This window comes from Bradyrhizobium sp. UFLA05-112, assembly GCF_053572325.1.
Genome location: NZ_JBANBK010000001.1, coordinates 236,877 through 255,755 on the forward strand (window position 1 = coordinate 236,877; position 18,879 = coordinate 255,755).

Below are 18,879 nucleotides of genomic sequence, written 5' to 3' on the forward strand. Positions count from 1 at the left end.
TCCGCGGCACCCCATCTTGACATTTTGACAGACTTTAGGGGTCTTCTCACCGCCCCGGTTTTGAGGCTAATAGGGCCTCGAAAGTCGCCCGTTATGGGCGCGTTTTGCTGCCAGCGGGTCAAAGGCGGCCAAAAACAGCCAAATCCAACAAGAAAGCCCCTCATGAAACGCCACGACGCCCATGGTTTGAAGATCGCCCCTGTTCTCTTCGACTTCGTCGCGAAGGAAGCGGCCCCGAAGACGGGCATCGCGCCGGACGCGTTCTGGGCCGGGCTTGCCGCGATCGTGAAGGAGCTGGGTCCCAAAAACCGCGCGCTGCTCGCGGTCCGCGACAGCTTGCAGGCCAAGATCGACGACTGGCATCGCGCGAATAAGGGCAAGCCGTTCGACATCAATGCCTATACCACCTTCCTGAAGGAGATCGGCTATCTGCTGCCCGAGACTGCGACGCAGAAGGTCGAGACGGCCAATGTCGATGAAGAGATCGGCAAGATCTGCGGGCCGCAGCTCGTCGTGCCCCTCACCAATGCGCGCTACGCGCTGAACGCAGCGAATGCGCGCTGGGGCTCGCTCTACGACGCCTTCTACGGCACCGATGCGATCCCGCATGACGCGGCCGACACCGCCAAGGGCTACAGCAAGGCGCGCGGCGACAAGGTCATTGCGAAAGCAAAAGCCTTCCTCGATGCCGCCGTGCCACTCGCGACCGGCAGCCACACCGACGTCACCGCCTATAGCGTGGTCGCAGGCCAGCTCGCGGCGAAGCTGAAGAGCGGCAACGCCACCGCCCTGAAGAATGCCGCGCAGTTCACCGGCTATGTGGGCGATGCGGCGGCGCCGTCCGCGGTGCTCCTCGTGAACAACGGCCTGCATGTCGAGGTGAAGATCGACCGCAGCAACACGATCGGCAAGGACGATCCCGCCGGGGTTGCCGACATGATCATGGAGGCGGCGGTCTCCACCATTCTCGACATGGAAGACTCCGTCGCCGCGGTCGATGCCGAGGACAAGGTGCTGGTCTACCGCAACACGCTCGGGCTGATGAACGGCACGCTCTCGGCCGACTTCGAGAAGGGCGGCAAGACGCTGACCCGCTCGCTCAACACCGACCGCAGCTACAAGACGCCGGACGGCAAGGGCGAAGTGAAGCTGCACGGGCGCAGCCTGCTCCTGATGCGCAATTGCGGTCACCACATGTTCACCGACGCGGTGCTCGATGAGACGGGCGAGGAGATTCCGGAAGGCCTGTTAGATGCCGCCGTCACGGGCTTGCTTGCGATCCACGACCTCAAGGGTCTTTCGAAGAGCAAGAACAGCCGCACCGGCTCGGTCTACATCGTCAAGCCGAAGATGCACGGCCCTGACGAAGTGGCGCTGACCTGCGAGATCTTCGGCCGCGTCGAGCAGATGCTGGCACTGCCGGAGAACACGCTCAAGGTCGGCATCATGGACGAGGAGCGGCGCACCACCGTCAACCTCAAGGCCTGCATCCAGCAAGCCTCCAAGCGTATCGTCTTCATCAATACCGGCTTCCTCGACCGCACGGGCGACGAGATCCACACCTCGATGGAAGCGGGTCCGATGATCCGCAAGAACGAGATGAAGGCGCAAGCGTGGATCAAGGCCTATGAGGACTGGAACGTCGACATGGGACTGATCGACGGCCTGCCCGGCCACGCCCAGATCGGCAAGGGCATGTGGGCAGCGCCCGACAAGATGGCGGACATGCTGCAACAGAAGCTTGCCCATCCGCAAGCCGGCGCCACCACTGCCTGGGTGCCCTCACCCACGGCGGCGACGCTCCACGCGCTGCACTATCACCAGGTCAATGTCATCGCGCGCCAGCAGGAGCTCACCAAGGGCGGGCCCCGCGCAAAGCTGTCCGACATCCTCACCATTCCGGTGTCGAAGTCGAACTGGGCGCCCGATGACGTCAAGCAGGAGATCGACAACAACTGCCAGGGCATTCTGGGTTATGTGGTGCGCTGGATCGACCAGGGCGTCGGCTGCTCCAAGGTCCCTGACATCCACGACGTCGGGCTGATGGAAGACCGCGCCACCTTGCGCATCTCGAGCCAGCATCTGGCGAACTGGCTGCACCAGGGCGTCATCACCGAGGCGCAGGTGATGGAGTCGCTCAAGCGCATGGCCGTCGTCGTCGACAAGCAGAACGCCGGTGACGCAATCTACAAGCCGATGGCGCCGTCGTTCGACGGCGTCGCGTTCAAGGCCGCCTGCGATCTCGTCTTCAAGGGCCGCACGCAGCCGAACGGCTACACCGAGTACATCCTCACCGCACGCCGCCGCGAGGCCAAGGCTCTGGGCTAAGACGGCAGGCTAATAGCCACGCGACCCGACACACCGAAAGCCCCGGCTCGCGCCGGGGCTTTTTGCTTAGCCTGTAGCCGGGATGAGCGCAGCGATATCCGGCATGCCTCAATTTCAGCCCGGATGTCGCTTCGCTCATCCAGACTACGACGCTACGGCCGCGGCCTAAAACACCGTGAGATATTTCAACAGAGAGACGATGCCGATGATGATGACGATAACGCGCGCGATCTGCTTGGCGCGGCCGTCGATCGGCAGCATGTTGATGAGATAAAGAACGAGGACGACGACGAGAAAGGTGACGAGTACGCCGATGAGCATCGCAGGGCCCCCCTTTTGCTAACGGACTCCCAACGCCGCGCCCCTCGCTCCGGTTCCATTCAGGCAACCCACTACAACCTCTGGCAAATGCGTATTTCTACCAGAAGCGCCAATGGCCAAGACTCTGCCCTTTTGCCAGGACGACAATGCGGGGGGTAACGATCTCTTAACATCCGCCGGTCGGCGCGCCCTGCCATGCTCCCCCGGCTATCCTGCTATCGCGCGTTACAACTAAATTCATCCCCTTTTGCGAGAAATATGCGGCTTCCGGGGGGATTCCAGTCATGTTTGGCCGTTTGAGCGTATCGACGCTGCTCCAGTCCGTCATCGCCTTGCTCGCAGCCTGTGTCGTCGGGCTGCTCGTCACAACAGCCTGGCAATCCTGGGAGCGGCTGCGCGCAACCAGCCAGATCGCGGCGGTCGCCGAAGCTTCGAGCCACGCCTTCAAGGCGATGCACAATCTGCGCACCGATCGCTCGTCGACCCCGCGCGCGCTGAACGGCGAGGCTGCGGTCTCGCCGGAGATCGACAAGTTCCTGCACGGCATTCACGACGCTGAAATGCCGGCGATCCGCGCCGCAGCGGCGCTGCTGCCGTCTATTCCGTTCGCCGAGCAGACGACGCTGGTGGGCGCGCTGAACCGGGAGGTCGAGAGGCTCACCGCACTCCAGGGCGATGCCTGGGACGACATGCGCAAGGCGAAGAAGGCGCGGCACCCAAATCTCGCAAAGGACTATACCGAGGCCACCGGCGCGCTGCTCGCGACACTCGAAAAGATCTCTGCCAACCTGACGGCCGCCGTCAATCACAACGACCCGCTGATCGACCAGCTCCTGTCGATCAAGCAGGCCGCCTGGCTGTTGCGCAATACGGCCGGCGAAGCGTCCGATCTGGTGGCGACCGGTCTCGTGGCGACCGGCAGCCTGCCGATGGAAGCGCAGCAGACCTACACCAAATCGGTCGGTGCGATCGAGAATTCCTGGAGCGGGCTGGAATCCTCCACCCTCGGCATGCAGCTCTCGCCGCTGCTCGCTGGCGCCATGAGCGCGGCCAAGGCCGCCTATTTCAATCCAGACTACCTGGCGCTTCGCGACCGGCTGATCGACCAGATCATGGTCGGCTCCAAGACCGAGCTGACCGCCGATCAATGGACGCCGCAAACCGCGCAGCGCATGGGCACTGCGGTCGCGGTCGCCGAGCGCGCGCTGGATGAAGCGCGGGACTATGCCGCGGGCCAATATTCGGCCGCGAGCCGTGCGCTTGCGGTGCAGATCGCAATGCTGACTTTTGCGCTCGCGCTCGCGGTCGGCGCGATGATCGCCGTCACCCGCCGCGTCATCCGGCCCTTGCACAACATTCGCGACGCCATGCTCAAGGTCGCCGGCGGCGATCTCTCGGTCGACAGCGGCTATCTCGACCGCCGCGACGAGATCGGCGCTCTCGCCGGCGCGCTCGAAACCTTCAAGCAGCAGGCGGCCGACAAGCTCACGATCGAGACCCAGGAGCGCGAGCGCAATGCGGGCACCGCGGCGCGTCAGCGCGCGGTCGAGGCTTCCGTCGGCGAGTTCGAGAGCCTGGTACGCAGGACGCTCGACGAACTGAGCCAGGCTTCCGGCGAGATGCGCAAGACCTCGGGCGATCTCTCGACCGTGTCGCGCCAGACCAACGAGCGCGTCCAGGTCGCGGGCAAGGCTTCCAGCGACGCGTCGACGAGCGTGGACAGTGTCGCCTCGGCCGCCGAAGAGTTGAGCGCCTCGATCAACGACATCAGCCAGCAGGCGGCGCATGCAGCCGGCATCGCAAGCCGCGCTGTGAGCCAGGCGCGCGATACCGACGGGACCGTTCAGGGCCTTGCTTCCTCTGCGAGCCGGATCGGCGAAGTGGTCGGCCTGATCAACACCATCGCAGCGCAGACCAACCTCCTGGCGCTCAACGCCACGATCGAGGCGGCCCGCGCCGGCGAAGCCGGGCGCGGCTTTGCCGTGGTCGCCTCCGAGGTCAAATCGCTGGCAACCCAGACGGCCAAGGCAACGGAGGAGATTTCCGAGCAGGTCGCCGGCATCCAGAAGGTCGCGGGCGATGCCATCACCGCAATCCAGGCGATCGGCCGCATCATCGGCGAGGTCAACGAGGTCGCGACCGCGATCGCGGCGGCCGTGCAGGAACAGGGCGCGGCGACGCAGGAGATCACCCGCAGCACGCAATTTGCCGCGCAGGGCACGAGGAACGTCTCGGACAATATCACGGGCGTGAAGGCCGATGCCGATGCGGCCGCCGCGGCCGCTGACAACGTCAAGCACGCCTCCGAACTACTCGAGACGCAAAGCCGCCAGCTCGGCGACCAGGTCAGCGACTTCCTCGGCAAGATTCGCGCGGCATAGGCCCCGCGCTCGAGGGCGCCCTCGCCGAGCACGGGACCAGCCCGCGCGCAGATGGAAGCACTTACTCCCGCGCCACCACCGGCAGGTGGCGGAATTTCGCCCGCACGGATTCCGGCAGCGGCGAGAAGTTCATGGCGACGCCGTGCCTGTCGTTGGCATTGCGATTGGCGACCACCAATCCGCCGGGGCTCGCGACGATATCGCCCTTGCGCAAGGTCGGGTCGTCCGTGACCTTGACCGCGGCGAGGCCAACGGAATCCTTGCCGTTGCAGGTACAGCCCGCGACGAGCTCGTTGCGATAGCGGTAGGCATTCGGCAGGTCGGCATAGTCCTGCCCGGTCTCCGTGACCGCGTCGTCGATGTCGCTGCCATAGACCAGGGTAGTCTCGGCCGCCGGACAGAAGCTGTTGCAGCTCTGCGCCTTGCTTTCGCTGTCGTTGCCTTGCGCCGGGAAGTGGCGCCCGTCGCAGGTGCGTACGCACCAGGCCTGTCCGCCGCCATAGGAGCGCACCCGTGGCGCCTCGTAGCGCGGCATGTCGTCGGCGGGGGACGGCATCCTGATCTGGGGTGGCGGCCGGGCACCGAACGCGCCGAACAGCGCCGAAAGGAAATCCTCCGCGCGCGCCGACGACGTCAGCGCCAGGCTAAGCGAAGCGAACAGCAAGGCCGCCGCTCTCATCCGTTTGCCGGTCGAACGCCTGATCATGTTACCTCGGCGCCGAACCGTTCAGGGAGACGGCCGAAACGTTGAGCGCCTGGCGTCCCGAGGTCAGCGTCGTCGTGACCGGGCGCGCCGGTTTACCGTCGCTGCCCCGCGCCATGAGCGGCGCGTTCTTCGGAAGCACCACGACCCTGGTACCGATATTGACCCGGTTGAAGAGATCGACGACGTCCGCGTTGGTCAGGCGGATGCAGCCGGAGGAGACGAATTTTCCGATCGTGGTGGGGTCATTGGTGCCGTGGATGCGATACTCGCTCGCGCCCAGATACATCGCGCGCGCGCCGAGTGGATTGCCGGGGCCGCCGGCGACGAAGCGTGGCAGATAGGGCTGGCGCGCGATCATCTCCGCCGGCGGATGCCAGTCCGGCCACTCCGCCTTGCGGCTGATCGACTGCACGCCCGACCAGGTGAAGCCATCGCGCCCGACGCCGACGCCGTAGCGGATCGCACGGCCCTGGCCGAGCACGTAATAGAGCACGGTATTTCCGGTATCGATCACGACCGTGCCGGCCGGCTGGCTGCCGTCGAAGCTGACGATCTGCCGGCGCAGCCGCTCGGGCAGGACGGCATCGTCCGAGGCGACCGGATCATCCGAGGCCTGCGGCTGCTCGGTCACATAGTTGTTTTGCGGGAAGGCCTGTAGCTGCATCGGCGTGAAGCCAAGAGTCTGTAAGCCAAGGGTCTGCGCGCTTGCGACGCCGGCTGGCATCGTCAGCAATGCTGTCGCAAAGGCAAACGCGGTGAAGGTGCGCGGCGAAAGCCGCCGGTGGGATGCAGATAACTGTGTCATGTGCTGCCCCGTTTGAATCGAAGTGCATCAGGGTGATGCGCTGCCTGAACAAACGCGCTTGCGACGGCTCAAGTTCCGCGCGCTCGCGCAGCCGACCGGTCACAGTCAAGCCAAGGCGACTTCACGAGTACGCGACGGAACCTTCCGATCAGAGGCACGTTCTTCAGGCAGTCTTGCGCGCGCGGAGCGTAAGCTTCGTGCGGGAGAATGGCTGTGCACGTCCTTCCCAGTGAGCGTCTGCTTTCCAAGGACAGCGAAGGCACGCCGCTTCCCGACAGCAAGAGCGACCTGCCGCCGGTGATCCGGCGTACCGAGTTCGTCGCCTTCTCGCTTGCGGGTATGCTTCTGATCGCGGTCGTGGCCGTGCTCTATGTCGGCAAGCCGTTTTTCCTTCCCGTGGTGATGGCCTTCGTCACCGGCACCATGCTGTCGCCGGCGGCGACATTTCTCGAGCGGCAACGGGTACCACGCGCGCTGGCCGCGGTGCTGATCGTGGTCACGGTCACCGCGATGGTCACCTTCGTCGTCGCCCTGATCGCTTCGCCGGTCATGGAATGGAGCACCCGCCTGCCGGAGCTCGGCGCGCAGCTCAAGGACAAGCTGCATTTGTTCGACCGGCCGCTGGCAATGTGGCAGGAGCTGCAAGCCATGGTCGGCGGTTCGGAAGGCCTGCCGAACTTCCAGATGCCGAAGTTCGAGTGGGTGCAGCCGACCCTGGAATTCCTGTCGCCGACCTTCACCGAATTCCTGCTCTTCTTCGCAACCCTGATCCTGTTCATCGCGAGCTGGCGCGACTTGAGGCGCGCACTGATCATGACCTTCAGCGATCGCGACGCCCGGCTGCGCACGCTGCGGATCCTCAACGAGATAGAGGTCCATCTCGGCAGCTATCTCTTGACGGTGTCGGTCATCAATATCGGCGTCGGCATCGCCGCCGGCATCGTCTGTGCGCTGACCGGCATGCCCAATCCGGCCGGGCTCGGCGCGCTGGCGGCAGCGCTGAACTTCATACCGATCATCGGACCGATCGCGATGTTCGTCGTACTGGTCGTGGTCGGCTTGATCGCCTTTCCGACCCTTGGCAGCGGATTGATGGCAGCGCTCGCCTTTGGCGGCCTCACCTTCCTGGAGGGACATTTTGTCACGCCCACCATCATCGGCCGGCGGCTGGCACTGAATGCACTGGCGGTATTCCTCGCGCTCGCCTTCTGGACCTGGCTGTGGGGCCCGATGGGGGCATTCCTGTCATCGCCGCTTTTGATCGTTGCGCTGATCCTGAAGGAGCATCTTGCGCCGGCGGATGCGCCGCAACTGCCAGGTGACTAGGCAGTTTCCGCAACGGGAACTTCCGTCACGGCGGAACGTTTTTCCGGCTAGCTCACCGCCAACGATCCGGAGCTTTCGATGTCAATGACAAATACCGAAACAGGAATGAAAGACTGGACCGACAAGGCCGCCCGCGAACGCCTCGAAAAGGATGTCCTAGCCGTGAAAAACGATATCGCCGCCCTCACCGAACAGATCACTGACGCGCTCAATTCCTTTGCCAACTCCGCGGGCAAGCAGGCCCGGCGAGGCTACAAGCAGGCGCGCCAACAGATGGATTCAGCGATGGATGACGCCTCCGAGCGCGGCAGCGCGATGATGGATGCCGCACAGGACGCAGCGACCTCGCTGGAGGAAACGCTCGAGGATGCCATCACCCAGCGCCCGCTCGCGACCGTGGGACTGGCGCTCGGTATCGGCTTCCTGATCGGCATTGCCTGGCGCCGCTAACGCGCGATGAGATCAGCATGACTCGTCATCGCGCTTTGGACGCTGGCAGGAGGGATTGAGGAGCGAGGGCGATGTTTCAACGGATTATCGACGGCATCAGCGCGTCCACCGGGACCACCGTGCGGCTGACGTCGCTGGCCGCAGCCGCGGCGCTTGCGCTCTTCATCACCACGGCATTTCTCTGCGCCGCGGTCTTCATCCTGGTGCTGCAAAACTATGGCCCGGTGCAGGCGTGCCTTGCCGGCGCCGGGGTGTTCTTCCTGCTCACGCTGGCCGCCGCCGGCAGCTACATCGCCTACAAGAGAGAGGCCGAGAAGCGTGCGCGACAGGCGGCGGAAAAGGCCGCGCGATCCGCAGCCCAAAGCATGCTGTCCGATCCGATGCTGATTGCGACGGGCTTGCAGATCGTCCGCGCCATCGGCGTCAAGCGGCTGCTTCCCATCCTCGCGATCGGCGGCGTGGCGCTGGGAATCATGGCAAGCCGGGCCGGGACAGCCGAAGAGAACGCCTCGCCCGAGCCGGCCGAATAGTTATCGAGCAGAATTCAAACTGATCAGGTCACGCAGCGGCCGGGCTGGAGCAGCTTTGCGATTTCGGTCAACGAGCTGACGACGGGCTCGCAGGCGACCGTAGGCTTGCGCCCCTGCTTTTGCAGCAAGACGGGCGGCCTCGCATTGCCGGTCTCGATCCTCGCGGGAACACGCAGCAACACTGACGTATCGGCGAGATCGTTGAGGCGCATCGACACGGTGCGGGTCGGCACGGCTGCGGGCCTCCGATCGGCGATGCGATCCGCCTTGGCGGCGCGATTGACAACGTGGCTCGGCTTGTCGGCGACGGCCTGCCAGCGATCGGCGAGATCGTGACCCGACGCCAGCTGCACGGCACCGAGCGTCAACGAGATGGCGACTGCCCCGAAAAACGCTTTGCTGATCTGTGACATGGTTGTTCGTCCCTCGCCCCATGGCGATCGCTGGAACAACGCTGCCGGATTGTCCGGGGTTCTCGGCAGTCACGATCACTTAACCGTGTGCGAAGAAAGACCGCCCCAAAAAAACCGGATCAAAAATAATTTGCAACGCCTGGAACGACTCTCGCGCGCCGGAGTCATCATGGCAGCCGGTTATTCCCCCCTGCCCCATAAACCGGTGACGTAGGGCGCGACTGTGGTGATGCCAGTCGCGCCTTACTTTTTTCTGCGGATATTCGCACTGTTTTGGTTGCCGCCCCACCGACCGCCCCACCATTGGACCTGCGTGCCGATCAAAAGGTTTCTCAAGCGCGCTTTGACGTGACAGGTTTTGATTGCTGAATTGGGCTGCTGTAACTGCGCAGGCCGAGCAAGGTGCAAGCTGAGGCTCGCCGTCCTGAGCACCCCCTCCTTCGTCGGCCAAACAGTAGAAATCGCTTTGCTACGAAGCATCTTCGATGCCGTCAGCCTTTGAACAACTGGCGTTGAGCATGGAGCGGAGCGAGCGCACAAGCACGAGTCGGCGACGTCCGACCGTTCTCGTATCGAGCTGTCCTGCTCCTATCAACTCATAGAGTTTGGTTCTACCCAAGCCGGTCGCTTGGCACGCTTCGTCGATCGTACAGGTCAAGCGCTCCGCGAACGGAATTTTTCTTGGATCTGAAGGCTTCGAAGCGGACAGACCCTCTATAAGCTGTCCTCCGCCGTTTCTCTGTCTCTGGTTCCGACGCATTGGCCACCCGATTAGCTCATCGGGATGAGAGTTGCTGTGCCACCTAGAGCCGTCAATGCGAACACGCGCGGGCTCTCGCGTGCGATAGCGCACGTCGGCGGTGACTGGAGAGAGATCGGATATCAGTTTCGGGGCGCAATTCTTTAGCTCCATCATCACTTCGCGAGCAGTCTGCGAAACGACCGGGCGGATTGTTTTGGACCTGCTGATTAGTCTTACTGAGTCAGAGTGTCGCGGCGTTTACCGAGAAGAATCATATATTTGAGAAGACTCATCTTTTCGGCATGCGGAGAGGCTGAGATGGGTCTAGCAAAATCGGGGGACGTAGCGTCGCGGTTTTCGGCGTATGTTGAGGGTCTTACGAGCGTGATCGGGCGCGCGGACCGAGCCAAACCGCTTCGCGATTACTGCACCGGTCTGATGATGCCTTGCGATCGCAAGAGCGTCGAGCCGATGGCGGCGATCACGGCTCCTGAGCGGACAGCAGCGCAACACCAGTCATTGTTGCATTTTGTCGGTCAAGGCGACTGGTCGGACCAGCAAGTGTTGGCCAAGGTCCGTGAGTCGGTGCCGCCGAGCATCGAACGCCACGGAGAGATCGAAGCTTGGATCATCGATGATACGGGCTTTCCAAAGAAGGGGCGGCATTCGGTCGGGGTTGCACGGCAATATTGCGGCCAACTGGGCAAGCAAGACAATTGTCAGGTCGCTGTGACCCTTTCGATTGCCAACCATCATGCGAGCCTGCCGGTAGCGTATCGCCTTTTATCTACCAAAGGAGTGGGCGACCGACCGTCCGCGTCGGCGCAAAGCCGGTGTGCCCAAGGAGATCACCTTCAAAACCAAGCCGGCCATCGCGCTTGAGCAATTGCGCTGGGCCTGTGCAGGGGGCTTGCCGCGAGGCGTAGTGCTGATGGACGCCGGCTATGGCGCTGATACCGATCTGCGTACGAGTATCACAGATCTCGGCTTGAACTATGTGGCCGGCATCCAGCCACAAACGTCCGTATGGCGCCCTAGCACTGGGCCGCGGGCGCCGAAGAAGTGGTCGGGGAGCGGGCGACCTCCGAAGTTGCTGCGACGTGATGGCAAGCATCAACCGATCTCAGTTAAGAAGCTTGCGATTGGCCTGCCAATCGATGCTTGGCGTAAAATCACGTGGCGTGAGGGGACGGCAGAGCTCTTATCCTCGCGTTTTGCCCGTGTGCGCATCCGTCCGGCACATCGAGATTACTGGCTCGCCGAAAGCCGGTCGGAGGAATGGCTGCTGATCGAGTGGCCGGAGGGCGAGGAAGCACCGACCAAATATTGGTTCTCGACGCTTCCGGCGAACATTGGATTCCGTCAGCTGGTCGACATTGCCAAGCTGCGCTGGCGCATTGAGCGCGACTACCACGAACTCAAACAGGAGATCGGCCTTGGCCACTTCGAGGGGCGAGGCTGGCGTGGCTTCCACCATCACGCAACGCTGTGCATCGCGGCCTACGGATTCCTGGTCTCCGAGCGGGAGACGATTTCCCCCTCAGCAACACGTTCCGTGGGGCTTTTCGAAGAAATTACAATTCCCGAAACTTATCGCCCGAGGGGTTCCGCCATTGCGGCCTGAACGACACGTTCCAAATTCGATCGCGACCGTTCGGCGAGGATTAAGCGTCGCTCTCGCGTCCACACTATCTCGATGCTCCTGTTGCATCAGGGCAGTCTCACGTCAAAGTAGCTATCGAAATTTGTGACGCAGTAAGATTAGCAGGCTGTTGAAGAAGTAGCCAATCGACGGGCGATAAAGGGGATGTCGTCGCCGCCTTCAAGGCATATCTCACCTTCAAGCGAGCCATCGGCGAGTTCTTCTGCCCAACCACGGCCTCTTGCGGGCTCCATCTCGTCGTTGCCGTCCCTGTGAAACTCGACAGCATCGCCTTCGCAACTGCCCCGTGAGGCAATCCAGGGCGAACTCGCCGCCTTCCTTTGTGAACATAATGTAAGAGCCCGCCCCGGTTCTGTGATCGGGCGTTCGACGGTCAATCGACTTCCAAATTTGCAGGCCGAATGACAGATGATCGTGGCCATAAGAGCTTCGGCCGGCAAACATGGTGCGCCGTTGCGCAATCAAGGCCGTCGTACCACTCGACTTTGCTGATCTGCTTGTGATCGGCGACCGTCTTCGGCCGCTTCGACGTGAGCGGGCGAGATCTGGGCAGCTTAATCATGTAATGCTCTTGCGCATCGAGGAACCCAATTTCGGCGCGGTCGAACTGCTGAACAGAACGTCGCAATGTAATCAGCGTCGTCGACTCCAAGGGCGCATCTTCGTCGCCGAACAACAACTCGGCAACTCTCAATGCCACGATCCAAGCGTTCCTCTCGGCCCCGTCAGTGAGGACAGGCGGATGCTGTCGACTTCACGAGGGATGGCAGCGACGAGATGGAGCCCGCAAGAGGCCGTGGTTGGGCAGAAGAACTCGCCGATGGCTCGCTTGAAGGTGAGATATACCTTGAAGGCGGCGACGACATTCCATTTATCGCCCACCGTTTGGCTACTTCTTCAACAGCCTGCGAGTTATACTCTTGACTAAAAAAGAGAGACAATCCAACACGACTAATCGGATGTTTCAGAGTCCTCCGCGAATGCCGTTTGATAAAGCTCTTCAATCCTTGTGACTTCATCCGGCGTCAATTGCGAGAATTCGCCATCGCGAGCGCGCTTGGAAAGGCGTCCTGCGTTCTGCCGCAGGAATCCAGAGAGATCGTTAAGCGTCCGTTCCGGCATATCGATGATGTTTTCGACACCTGCCCGGAACGTATCGAAGCTCCGCAGGAATCGCGTTTCCTTCGGAAGATCTTCGTCGATCGTTCTCTGCACACATTCGTACAGAAACTCGGCGTGCGGCGTCGCGTCGAAGAAGCGGTAGAAATCACCGTGTCGTTCATAACCTTGACGTTACCCTTTCGGCTTGGCTCCCATTCAACACACGGAAGCAATCGACTCGAATAGCTTTCCAACACTTCCTTGTATTCGCCGATCTTGTCGAGAATTGCTGCTGAAACAGGAAAGTGGATTCCGGCAGGATTGAACCCGCGCCGCGCCAGAACATGGTGCATGAGGTACCGGTGAATACGGCCATTCCTCGAACGGATCAATGTAGACGAACCCGAAGGCAAGTACGGCGGCAGCGACAACTGGATCAAGCTCGTTTTCTGCTGCTTGATCGAATGCGATCAGTCCGCGGATGAGGGAGTCGATGTCTTCTTGGCGCGCACTTATATGGTCCGGAATGGGTCTTTGCGTCTCGCGGTCATGCTCGCCAACGAAGCCGCCCTCGGTACGGAAGCCAAGCTTCACGAAGCGCTCATCGCCGATCACGATGCGCTGGAGGCGTAAAAGCTCTGCTACATCGAGCGCTGCCCGTCCCGCCTCACTGCCCCACCGCTGGATGCGATCCTGCGGCGGTCTCTCACCTTCGATGACGTAGCTGGACTTTAAGTCCTTCAGAAGAAGGAAGGCGGCAGTTCGCGCGAGCAGATCTTTCGGAACCTGGCTCACCACGACACGCGCCCGCTCATTAAGATCCTGCGCAACAATTGCGTCAGTGCCGGCGACTTGAAGACGAGCGGACAGAAGCCCGGTGCTCCCGGAAGATTGTTGCGGACCCGATGGCGTACCGAATTCTGCCCGGAGGACGCGTATTGAAGTTCTGGATCAACGGCATTGACGTAAGAGACCTTGTCTGCCGCAGGCAAATCTAGCTGACGCTCTAACAACCATTCATAGAGAAGCCAGATACGTCGTGTATAGAGGCCCGTCGGCTTCTGCCTCACAAGCTCTGCAATCTCGTCCTCCGTCACAGCGAGGAAAGGCCTCTTCAGAATTGCAAGGTCGAGGCCTTGTTCTTCAGCGCGAACGTAAGATGTCCCTCGAGAGTAGCGTCCGGCGCATGGCGTGGCGTAAGGATGCGCCATCCCCCTTGCGCGATGATCCGGTGCTTTGTCCCAACGGCGGAAAGGATGCGCGGACCGGGACGGCCAGGCCATAGGCGTCGAGCAGCGCCGCATACCCGTGGCCAACGCGGGTAGTCGTCGGTCACGAAAAACATTCACGGGCCCTGAAAAGTCTGTCTGCATTGGCTCTTGGTTGTGTGTAAACGGATAGGTCGGCACGCGGCCGTGATCGTCAATCGTTGCAGGCGGCTCATGTTCTCGCGTCGGATCGTTCGATGACGGCCAAAGTGGGTATCGCGACGCGGTATTGCGCTTTTGGACGCACTTTCCGGCCTTCAGGCGGCGCGGATGGCTGCAATCAGGCTCGGTTTGCCGACGATGTTCATCACCCGTGTGAGGTTATAGGCGAGAACATGCAGCGCCATCTCAGCGGCGACATTCGGTAGGCGCTTCATCAGGAAGTGGGTCGCACCCATACGGGCTTTGATCGTGCCGAAGGGATGCTCGACCGTCTCGCGCCGCGTCCGCATGGCGTCGGGATCGGAATCGAGCCGTCTCTGGACCTCCTCGACCACATGCTCATGCTCCCAGCGCGCGATGCGGCGTTCCTTGGACGGCGTACATTGGCTCTTGATCGCGCAGCCTTGGCACGCCGCTGTCGACCAGTAACGGCGCAGCGTCATTCCATGCTCGATGTTGGTGTAGTGATAGGGCAGCAGCTGGCCGGATGGGCAGCGGTAGACGTCCTCATCAGGCAGGTAGGCGAAGTCCTGTTTGCCGAACCGGCCCTCCGCCTTGGCGTTCGACGTCATGGGCTTGGGCAAGGTGACTACAACGCCAGCCTCTTCGCAGGCTAATATCTCCTCTCCGTCGAAGTAGCCACGGTCGGCGACCGCCTCGAGTTTGTCCACTTCGAGCACTTCTTTGGCTTGCTTCGACATCCGAGCAAGCTGCCCACGGTCGTTGCCTACGTTTATGACCTCGTGCGTGACAATCAGATGGTGTTCGGTGTCCACCGCGACCTGGACATTGTAGCCGACGACACCCGATCCGCGTCCGCTGGTGGCCATCGAACGGGCATCCGGATCGGTGAGCGATATCTGTTGATCCGGCGTGTTGCGCATCTCCGCATCAAGCACTTCCAGGCGGCTCATCTCCTGCTTCAGCCGAGCGATCTTTTCCTTGATTCTCGTCGTCTTGATGCTAATCGCTTCCGATGGCTCCTGCCGATCGGCGCTATCGAGTTGACGCAGATATCGACCGACGCTTTCCTCGATCTGCGCCATCCGCCTCGTCATCTTGGCATGCGTGAAGTTGCGGTCGCGGTTGTTCACCGCCTTGAACTTGCTGCCGTCGATCGCGACGCTTGGGGTCTGCAACAGGCCCATTTGCCGGCATAGTGCAATGAACTTCGCACAAACCTTCCGGATCGCCGCTCCATTGTCCTTCCGGAAATCGGCGATCGTCTTATGATCGGGAGCCAGGCGGGCGATCAGCCACATCACCTCGATATTGCGGCACGCCTCACGTTCTAGACGGCGACTGGATTGCACCCGATTGAGATAACCGTAGATGTAAAGCTTCAGAAGGACTGCCGGATGATAGGACGGCCGGCCTGTCTCCTTGGATCACACGCTCAAACCCCATTCCATGCAGGTCGATCGCCTCGACAAACGCATCGATCACATGAACCGCGTTGTCCTTGCTTACCCAATCCTCCAGACATTCCGGCAAGAGCGTCAGCTGGGATCTGTCCGGGCCTTCAACGAAGCGTCCCATCCGTATCCCCCATCAGGAAACGGAGAAATCCTAGCCGACTCGTGGCTTTTCACACAGCCAGGCTCAGTTCCTGAAAAACGATAACGGATGTGAATTTGGTTTGCGCCGCCTACCTCAGGCCGAAAAGTGATTCTGAGCTGAGAATCTCGCAATAGAAGAAGCATGAAAAACTTTCGCAGACCCTGCGTCCGCCACGGCGCTCAATCACCAAAGAGGTAGGCGCAAAAGTGCAAATCCAGATCGAAAGCTTACCAAAACGCAGGATTAATCCATCGGATGCATTGTAACTGGGCTGGGCCTAAAGACCGACCCAATTGCTTTTGTTCTCTTTTTGTTCTATGGTGAATTATGGCCTTCCTCAGTGAGCAGGAACTTGAAAGCCTGCGCATCGATCAGAGCGTTTTCCATATCGTCGGCCCGGGAGAGGAGCACTTTCAGCTACTGACAGAGTTCGACGCCGGTCGATACGCATCTTTTTTCTTGGGCCGCGTCCGCTCGGTCAACAGCGGAAACCGATACGAATTTCTGGAAGATGCCCCAGTCCGGGCGCAACTCGCGCGCATCAGCCGGGACAAGGCGACCTTCCAGGAGGAGAGCGAAAAGCTGGCTACCGCCTTTAATAACGCCCATGGAGGTAGCACCGCTGTGGGGGCTTTCTTGATCTTCTCCCTGTCCTGTTCGAGCGGCCGGCTGTTTGCGCTGTTGAAATTCGAGGACGAGAAGGTTCTGACCTACGACTACGACGTCACCCATGGGCTCTCACGAAAGCCGAAGCCGACCTTCGGCGAAATCGAGCGGACATTTGTCCAGAACCGCAACGCCTTGCAGAAGGCCGCGCTTGTCAAGCTGCGCAAAGACGGCGACGAAATCTGCGTTGTCGATCGCCAGAATCCCCAGCGGCCCGCCGCGTATTTCGAACAATTCCTGCTCGTGCGACGCCAGCGGACGGAAGAAGAGCTGACCAAGGCAATCATCGACGTCACGCGCAACATTGCACACAAGCACAAAGACATACTTCCGCAAGACGCGATGAAAAATCTGGCGCAACGCCTCTATGATGCCACCCAGTCAGGTGGATCCGTCGACGGCGAAAGCGCTGAAAATTGGCTGAACAGCATTTTTGGACCGCTGCCTGACGACAGCCCAGTCGTGACAGACTTCAAGGCCAGGCTGAAGCGCGAAGGAATGGCAGGTGAATCGTTCGTGCTCCAAAAGAATGCGATTGCGGCGCCCAGAAACCGCCGCGTCGAGACGGCAAGCGGGGTTAAATTGACATTTCCTGCCGGTTTGACGCCGTCAGTCATTTCGGTCGATCGCGACAAGGGCGAGATTATCATCAGGGACAAGATCACACTCGATGACCTCGAGCTCAACACATCTGGTCGAGCGCGTTCGTGAGCTAGTCGGGAACGGCGCCTCGGCGGACGAGCGTGTTGACGCCCTCGTGTTGCGAGGGCGGCTGCCGTCCGCCGACGCACAGCTGGCTTGGCTCGGATTCGCCGGCGACGTCCCGGCGCCGTTCTCGTCCTTGCAGGTTTATAATCCGGCTCTCGGCGGAGATCTTGTCGCGGGCGATGTCTTTGATTCGACGCGCGAGGTGGTGATCACGCTTGGAAAGCCAGTTGCGGATGGTTGCGTCTTCTTTATCTTCCAATCCGGCGTTCCGCAATATCTGACGCAACGGACTGTCCTCCCGCGCCTCGCCATTGCAGACTTCCCTTCCACTCAGGGGTTTCGCGCGCGAGGATTGGAGGTCGCAGCATGGGATCTGGCGCAGCCGACCCCACCGTCAGAATCCCCGCTCGACCCAATCGATCCGAGCCGTTACGTCCGCGACTTCGTGCCGGATCGTGAAGTCGTCACCGATCTCAATCCCTGGATGCTCGTGGCCGCGCCAGCAGTTTCATCGCCCGCCTATCAAGCCTGGGAAAGGATTGCTGCCCGCAGATTGCTGGGCGGTCTCGTCTCTCGCGCCTGGCTCGATGAAGGCCAGGTTTGGTTGCAGGCCACGGCGACGCCTCCGATCTATCGCATCAAGGCTGATGATCCTGCCGTGCCGGACGCTCGTGCTCAACTGACTGAAGCCGCGAGCTGGGTCTTCCTTTCGGGAACGGACATCGAGGCACGCCATCTGCTCTTTTCTGGTGAGCTGGCTCGGGCGAGCCGTCCTCAGCAGGATCTCGCCACGACCTTGGACCAGGCACTTGAGGCGGCCAAAGCTGCCTATGAAGCTCACGTCCAATCATCCAGTCGCGAGACGCTGAAGGCGCTCGCTGATCTCCGCAAGACGGTTATTGATGAAACTCAAAAGGTGGCGCAACGAGCGCAAGACCTTGCAGCAACGCTTTGGCGCGACCTGGCCGTCTCGGCAGCGCCTTTCATACTGAAGATCTTTGGCGACGCGGCCAAAACGTCGGACACCCTCATTTCTTCTCTTTTCTACTTTGCTGCCGCTGCGTTCATCGGTGTATCATTTGTTTTGCAGTGGCGTATCAATCGGGCGTTCTTCCAAAGTCAAGCCTCGTCCCGGCGGAGCTGGTTGCAAAGTCTCTACAGCTATATCTCGGTTCGCGAGCGGGAAGAAATTGCTGAAACCCCTATCGAGGAAGCGATGAAGAACTACCGGGAAACCCGCGGCGTACTGCTTGGGGCCTACGTATTTTTGATCGGAGTTCTCGTAGCAGCGGGGGTGCACACCCTGCACGATGTGCCGCCCTCACCATCGAGCGCCGCGACAGGCGTGGCGCCGAGCTCAGCTACAGTTCCGCCACCTTCGACGAAGCCGCCATAAGACGCGCATGCGCTCGACACGGGACAGACTGTAAGGACCTTGTTGCTCGCCGTTTGGCGCAAGATGAACCTTGATCCGGACATTTCCGCGGACAATCCAGCATTTGAGAACGGCACGGCTCACGAAATCGGTGAGGATCGAATTCGAGACATTTGGGCCAAGGCGAGAATTCTGGTCAACGACCTCGCGGCCTGCCTTATTTCTGAATCTTCAGATCAACTGCGATCAGACGCTGCCGCTGTCTTCAGGAGAGCAGTTACGCCTCACTGTTGCGATGTCTTGCGACCGCAGAAGAGAGAGAGCCGATGAACTGCTACAGGATTTGGCTCAATGATCGCGTGCTCAAGACGCAT

The 18,879-nt window shown here is 61.1% G+C and carries 16 protein-coding genes and 2 pseudogenes; 8 read left to right on the plus strand and 10 right to left on the minus strand.

Annotation, left to right across the window (positions count from 1 at the left end; all coding sequences use genetic code 11):
• Nucleotides 1–162: 162 nt before the first annotated feature.
• Nucleotides 163–2,328 (plus strand): malate synthase G, encoded by a 2,166-nt coding sequence (locus SO180_RS01130; protein WP_449377002.1) that lies wholly within the window; start codon nt 163–165, stop codon nt 2,326–2,328.
• Between the two features lie 165 nt (nt 2,329–2,493).
• Here SO180_RS01130 and SO180_RS01135 read toward each other — a convergent pair whose 3' ends face one another.
• The gene (locus tag SO180_RS01135; RefSeq protein ID WP_449377003.1) at nt 2,494–2,649 is read right to left on the minus strand and encodes a Thivi_2564 family membrane protein; all 156 of its coding nucleotides are present in this window, start codon (nt 2,647–2,649) and stop codon (nt 2,494–2,496) included.
• Between the two features lie 284 nt (nt 2,650–2,933).
• Between SO180_RS01135 and SO180_RS01140 the strand changes: the two genes are divergently transcribed.
• Nucleotides 2,934–5,030, plus strand: coding sequence for a methyl-accepting chemotaxis protein (locus SO180_RS01140; protein WP_449377004.1), 2,097 nt, complete (start codon nt 2,934–2,936; stop codon nt 5,028–5,030).
• A gap of 61 nt (nt 5,031–5,091) precedes the next feature.
• Here SO180_RS01140 and SO180_RS01145 read toward each other — a convergent pair whose 3' ends face one another.
• Together SO180_RS01145 and SO180_RS01150 are read right to left on the minus strand one after the other, a co-directional pair.
• On the minus strand, nt 5,092–5,736 hold the full coding sequence (locus tag SO180_RS01145) for a DUF2865 domain-containing protein (protein WP_449377005.1): 645 nt from the start codon (nt 5,734–5,736) through the stop codon (nt 5,092–5,094).
• Nucleotide 5,737: 1 nt separating this feature from the next.
• Nucleotides 5,738–6,541: a L,D-transpeptidase gene (locus SO180_RS01150; protein WP_449377006.1), complete on the minus strand. Its 804-nt coding sequence runs from the start codon at nt 6,539–6,541 to the stop codon at nt 5,738–5,740.
• 213 nt (nt 6,542–6,754) lie between these two features.
• On the opposite strand from SO180_RS01150, the gene SO180_RS01155 reads away from it, so the two are divergent.
• The 3 genes from SO180_RS01155 to SO180_RS01165 all read left to right on the plus strand — a co-directional run bounded on the left by SO180_RS01155 (nt 6,755) and on the right by SO180_RS01165 (nt 8,847).
• Nucleotides 6,755–7,867 carry an AI-2E family transporter gene (locus SO180_RS01155; RefSeq protein WP_449377007.1) on the plus strand — a complete coding sequence of 371 codons (1,113 nt, stop codon included), beginning with the start codon at nt 6,755–6,757 and terminating at the stop codon, nt 7,865–7,867.
• Nucleotides 7,868–7,945: 78 nt separating this feature from the next.
• A complete protein-coding gene (locus SO180_RS01160; protein ID WP_449377008.1) occupies nt 7,946–8,317 on the plus strand; it encodes an ElaB/YgaM/YqjD family protein in 372 nt (123 codons plus the stop codon).
• Nucleotides 8,318–8,388: 71 nt separating this feature from the next.
• Complete coding sequence (locus SO180_RS01165) at nt 8,389–8,847, plus strand: hypothetical protein (RefSeq protein WP_449377009.1); 459 nt, start codon at nt 8,389–8,391, stop codon at nt 8,845–8,847.
• 23 nt (nt 8,848–8,870) lie between these two features.
• Here SO180_RS01165 and SO180_RS01170 read toward each other — a convergent pair whose 3' ends face one another.
• Both SO180_RS01170 and SO180_RS01175 read right to left on the minus strand, forming a co-directional pair.
• Entirely contained in the window at nt 8,871–9,260 is a 390-nt protein-coding gene (locus SO180_RS01170; protein WP_449377010.1) for a hypothetical protein, read from the minus strand.
• Nucleotides 9,261–9,729: 469 nt separating this feature from the next.
• The gene (locus SO180_RS01175; RefSeq protein ID WP_449377011.1) at nt 9,730–10,176 is read right to left on the minus strand and encodes a helix-turn-helix domain-containing protein; all 447 of its coding nucleotides are present in this window, start codon (nt 10,174–10,176) and stop codon (nt 9,730–9,732) included.
• 144 nt (nt 10,177–10,320) lie between these two features.
• On the opposite strand from SO180_RS01175, the pseudogene SO180_RS01180 reads away from it, so the two are divergent.
• Nucleotides 10,321–11,626 (plus strand): annotated as a pseudogene (locus SO180_RS01180) (IS701 family transposase).
• A gap of 137 nt (nt 11,627–11,763) precedes the next feature.
• Here the strand turns inward: SO180_RS01180 and SO180_RS01185 are convergent.
• The 5 genes and pseudogenes from SO180_RS01185 to SO180_RS01205 form a co-directional block, all read right to left on the minus strand.
• Nucleotides 11,764–12,042: a hypothetical protein gene (locus SO180_RS01185; RefSeq protein WP_449377012.1), complete on the minus strand. Its 279-nt coding sequence runs from the start codon at nt 12,040–12,042 to the stop codon at nt 11,764–11,766.
• Nucleotides 12,039–12,365 carry a hypothetical protein gene (locus SO180_RS01190; RefSeq protein ID WP_449377013.1) on the minus strand — a complete coding sequence of 109 codons (327 nt, stop codon included), beginning with the start codon at nt 12,363–12,365 and terminating at the stop codon, nt 12,039–12,041. Before SO180_RS01190 ends, SO180_RS01185 begins: the two co-directional genes overlap by 4 nt.
• Nucleotides 12,366–12,616: 251 nt before the next feature.
• Nucleotides 12,617–12,880, minus strand: a complete 264-nt coding sequence (locus tag SO180_RS01195) for a hypothetical protein (protein WP_449377014.1) — start codon at nt 12,878–12,880, stop codon at nt 12,617–12,619.
• Between the two features lie 102 nt (nt 12,881–12,982).
• The gene (locus tag SO180_RS01200) at nt 12,983–13,564 is read right to left on the minus strand and encodes a Fic family protein (protein ID WP_449377015.1); all 582 of its coding nucleotides are present in this window, start codon (nt 13,562–13,564) and stop codon (nt 12,983–12,985) included.
• A gap of 727 nt (nt 13,565–14,291) precedes the next feature.
• Nucleotides 14,292–15,735 (minus strand): annotated as a pseudogene (locus SO180_RS01205) (IS1182 family transposase).
• A 348-nt stretch (nt 15,736–16,083) separates the two neighbouring features.
• Between SO180_RS01205 and SO180_RS01210 the strand changes: the two are divergent.
• Together SO180_RS01210 and SO180_RS01215 are read left to right on the plus strand one after the other, a co-directional pair.
• Nucleotides 16,084–17,133 carry a nucleoid-associated protein gene (locus SO180_RS01210; RefSeq protein WP_449377016.1) on the plus strand — a complete coding sequence of 350 codons (1,050 nt, stop codon included), beginning with the start codon at nt 16,084–16,086 and terminating at the stop codon, nt 17,131–17,133.
• The gene (locus SO180_RS01215) at nt 17,093–18,526 is read left to right on the plus strand and encodes a hypothetical protein (RefSeq protein WP_449377017.1); all 1,434 of its coding nucleotides are present in this window, start codon (nt 17,093–17,095) and stop codon (nt 18,524–18,526) included. The genes SO180_RS01210 and SO180_RS01215 overlap by 41 nt, the downstream gene beginning before the upstream one ends.
• Nucleotides 18,527–18,879 lie beyond the last annotated feature (353 nt).

Excerpts from the sequence above, each read along its gene's own strand:
- SO180_RS01150 (WP_449377006.1), bottom strand. The coding sequence starts at position 6,541 with ATGACACAGTTATCTGCATCCCACCGGCGGCTTTCGCCGCGCACCTTC.
- SO180_RS01160 (WP_449377008.1), top strand. The coding sequence starts at position 7,946 with ATGTCAATGACAAATACCGAAACAGGAATGAAAGACTGGACCGACAAG.
- SO180_RS01175 (WP_449377011.1), bottom strand. The coding sequence starts at position 10,176 with ATGATGGAGCTAAAGAATTGCGCCCCGAAACTGATATCCGATCTCTCT.
- SO180_RS01140 (WP_449377004.1), top strand. The coding sequence starts at position 2,934 with ATGTTTGGCCGTTTGAGCGTATCGACGCTGCTCCAGTCCGTCATCGCC.
- SO180_RS01165 (WP_449377009.1), top strand. The coding sequence starts at position 8,389 with ATGTTTCAACGGATTATCGACGGCATCAGCGCGTCCACCGGGACCACC.
- SO180_RS01145 (WP_449377005.1), bottom strand. The coding sequence starts at position 5,736 with ATGATCAGGCGTTCGACCGGCAAACGGATGAGAGCGGCGGCCTTGCTG.
- SO180_RS01135 (WP_449377003.1), bottom strand. The coding sequence starts at position 2,649 with ATGCTCATCGGCGTACTCGTCACCTTTCTCGTCGTCGTCCTCGTTCTT.
- SO180_RS01170 (WP_449377010.1), bottom strand. The coding sequence starts at position 9,260 with ATGTCACAGATCAGCAAAGCGTTTTTCGGGGCAGTCGCCATCTCGTTG.
- SO180_RS01130 (WP_449377002.1), top strand. The coding sequence starts at position 163 with ATGAAACGCCACGACGCCCATGGTTTGAAGATCGCCCCTGTTCTCTTC.
- SO180_RS01210 (WP_449377016.1), top strand. The coding sequence starts at position 16,084 with ATGGCCTTCCTCAGTGAGCAGGAACTTGAAAGCCTGCGCATCGATCAG.
- SO180_RS01215 (WP_449377017.1), top strand. The coding sequence starts at position 17,093 with ATGACCTCGAGCTCAACACATCTGGTCGAGCGCGTTCGTGAGCTAGTC.